Source organism: Arthrobacter sp. (assembly GCF_030540645.1).
Lineage (GTDB): Bacteria > Actinomycetota > Actinomycetes > Actinomycetales > Micrococcaceae > Specibacter.
This window is the reverse complement of the sequence record NZ_JAUNVV010000028.1, coordinates 33,103-35,874: the sequence shown is the minus strand read 5'-3', so window position 1 is coordinate 35,874 and position 2,772 is coordinate 33,103. Positions and strand designations below refer to the sequence as shown.

Below are 2,772 nucleotides of genomic sequence, written 5' to 3'. Positions count from 1 at the left end.
TGGCGCAGGGCCGCGCTGCGCGACACGGTGCTGGACGGCGTGCTGCTGCCGGCAGGTGCCGAGGTGCTGCTGGAACTCTCCGGCCACCACGGACCGCAGGCGCCGCCCACAGCGTATTCGCTGGCTTTTGGCCACGGACTCCACCGCTGCCTAGGCGCCAAACTGGCGGAGCTTGAGGCCACGCTCGTGGTCCAGGAAACAGCCTGCGCCTTGCCGCACCTGATGCTGTCAGGGCCGGAACCGGACTGGCTGCGCTTGCTGTCCTTCCAAACCCCCTTGTCCGTACTTGTGGAAAGAAGTGAACGATGACTTCACAGATCCTCCGGCTGCCCGCCGTCGTGCTTGTCACTGGCACCGACACCGACGTTGGAAAGACAGTGGCGACGGCGGCGCTTGCCGCTGCGCTGCAGGCTGCCGGGAGATCCGTGGCCGCCTACAAACCGACCCAGACTGGCGTGCTTGCCAGCGACGGCGGTGACATGGGGGAGGTGCGGCGCCTGGCTGGAATTGCCGCAGCGGTTGAGGGTGTGCGGCTTACGCTCCCCATGGCACCCGTTGCCGCTGCTGCCCGTGAGGGAGGAAAGCTGCCAACGCTGGCAAACCACGTGGCAGCCATCCGCGAACTGGCTGCCGGGCACGACCATGTTCTGGTGGAAGGCGCAGGTGGGGTGTTGGTGGAACTTGATGCGGAGTCGAATACGATCGCGGATCTAGCCGCACATCTCCCGGGGGCGGCCGTAGTGGTGGTGTGCCGCAGTTCCCTGGGCACGCTAAACCACACGCTGCTCACCCTCGAGGCCCTGGATCGCCGGAATTTGGCAGCGGCAGGGCTGGTCGTGGGCTCGTGGCCGCAGGAACCCATGGACGTGGAACTGGACAACCGGGACTTCTTCGCGGCTTTGCCCACGACACTGCTGGGTTGCCTGCCCGAGGGCGCAGCCTTGCTGACGGGAGAGCAGTTCCGGGCTGCGGCGCCGGGATGGCTCGCCGTCTAAGGCGCGTTCTGAGTTGCTTTCCTCGATAGGAGAAGAGCCCGGCTGAGTGATCAGGGCAGCTGCAATTTGGTGGCATCGACGAGTTCCTGGACAGCGTCGGCGCTGCCGCTGATCGAGAGATCTGTGCTGTCCAATGAGACTCCGCCCATGATCAGGGACTTCCACGTTCGCGTGGTGCAACTTGCCTGTGCGTCAAGGGTGTCAACAGCAGTCCCCTGAATGGTTGCGGCCCTCACGATGTTCGTCTCCTCGGATGTCAGCGCTGCCACATACTCCACGGGAGCCCTGCTGGGTGTGCGCGAGTCGGTCAAGGTCAAGGAAACGTTGCGTCCCGGTGAACCTGGGGCGAGCGGGCGGGCATGGGCGCGCATGGCCAGGACTAGGGTGTCGGGACTCATGTCCGCCGCCAGCGGCAGGCGGGGGGATTGGATGGCCCACTGGGAGAGCGCCGTGTTGACGGTTTCAAGGCCGCTGCCCCACTCGGTGAGTTCGTACACGCTCACGTGGGCCGGCGCAGGCAATGAACGACGGCGCACAATGCCTGCTTCTTCCAGATCCTGCAGCCGCTGCGTGAGCGGTCCCGGGCCGAGGCCGGGGATGTCGTGCTGGATGTCAACGAACCTCTTGGCACCCAGCAGCAATTCTCGGACAATGATGAGAGCCCAACGCTCGCCGACCAGGTCCAAGGCATGGGAGGAGGCGCACCCGTCGTTGTATGAACCGTAACTTCTCCGCGCAGCCATGAAGCCATTTTACTCCTTGACAAGAAGTGAGCGCTACTGTTCTCATAGCTTCATGGCTAAGATTCCCAGCACCGTTGTTTGGCCGGTGGTGCATGCTGAGCGCAGGGCGCTGATCGTGGACTTGGAGAAGTTGACCCCGGCCCAGTGGCAAACGCCGTCGCTGTGCCCGTCCTGGGATGTCCACGACTTAGTGGCGCACCTGGTGGATTCTGCGAAGACCACGCGTTGGGGTTTCGTTCGGCGGCTCGTGGTTGCCCGCTTCGACTTTGACCGTGACAACGCTTCGGGGATTGCCCGCGAAAAGGCTGCCCATCCCAGAGATACCCTGGGTCAGCTGCAGGCGGTGTGCACGTATCGCTGCACGCCCCCGGCGGCGTTGGCCACCCGGTTTGTTGAGGTCTTTGTCCACGGCGAGGATATTCGCCGCCCGCTGGGTATCCACCGCGACTATCCGTCTGCCCACGTGGCGCAGGCACTCGAGTATCAAGTCAAAACCAGCGTCTCGATGGGGGGAGGTAGGGAACGTGCAGCGGGAAGGCGTCTTGTCGCCACCGATACAGAGTTTGTCCACGGAGAAGGACCCGAGGTTCGTGGGCCTGCCATCAGTCTTCTCATGGCCGTCTCAGGGAGGCCCGTGGACGCGGCGGAGTTTACCGGTGACGGTGCCGCGGCCTTCAGCGCCGCGCTGGGCCAGGCTGCCTGACAGCGGGTGCCCTGACACTCTACTGGTGGGGCTGGTGTGAAGGCGTAGCCCACGGGAGGATGGAGGCATGCTTGGACGTCTCCACCACCTTGTTCTTGATTGTCCGGATCCACGCAACTTAGCGGGGTTCTATGCGCGCTTGTTGGGCCAGCCCATCACTTATGACAGCGATGACTTCGTCGTGGTTGCGGAGAACGAGACGTCATCCGGGTTGGCATTTCAACGCGCACCCGGCCACCGCCGGCCAACGTGGCCCAGTCCCGCCGTTCCGCAACAAATGCATCTTGACATCATGGTGGAGGACATCGGCGAGGCAACACTTGGCGTCCTT

At 64.1% G+C, this 2,772-nt stretch carries 4 protein-coding genes and 1 pseudogene; 4 read left to right on the top strand and 1 reads right to left on the bottom strand.

The window, feature by feature from the left end; genetic code table 11:
- Together Q4P21_RS07450 and bioD are read left to right on the top strand one after the other, a co-directional pair.
- Window positions 1-309, top strand: a pseudogene (locus Q4P21_RS07450) (cytochrome P450); the annotation flags it as partial.
- Window positions 306-995, top strand: coding sequence for a dethiobiotin synthase (bioD, locus tag Q4P21_RS07445; RefSeq protein ID WP_303388159.1), 690 nt, complete (start codon window positions 306-308; stop codon window positions 993-995). The pseudogene Q4P21_RS07450 and the gene bioD, both read left to right, overlap by 4 nt.
- Window positions 996-1,045: 50 nt before the next feature.
- Here the strand turns inward: bioD and Q4P21_RS07440 are convergent, their stop codons facing one another.
- Window positions 1,046-1,738, bottom strand: coding sequence for a helix-turn-helix domain-containing protein (locus tag Q4P21_RS07440; protein ID WP_303388158.1), 693 nt, complete (start codon window positions 1,736-1,738; stop codon window positions 1,046-1,048).
- A gap of 52 nt (window positions 1,739-1,790) precedes the next feature.
- On the opposite strand from Q4P21_RS07440, the gene Q4P21_RS07435 reads away from it, so the two are divergent.
- Complete coding sequence (locus Q4P21_RS07435; RefSeq protein ID WP_303388157.1) at window positions 1,791-2,441, top strand: maleylpyruvate isomerase family mycothiol-dependent enzyme; 651 nt, start codon at window positions 1,791-1,793, stop codon at window positions 2,439-2,441.
- A gap of 67 nt (window positions 2,442-2,508) precedes the next feature.
- On the top strand, window positions 2,509-2,772 hold a 264-nt coding region (locus Q4P21_RS07430), incomplete at its 3' end, for a VOC family protein (protein WP_303388156.1).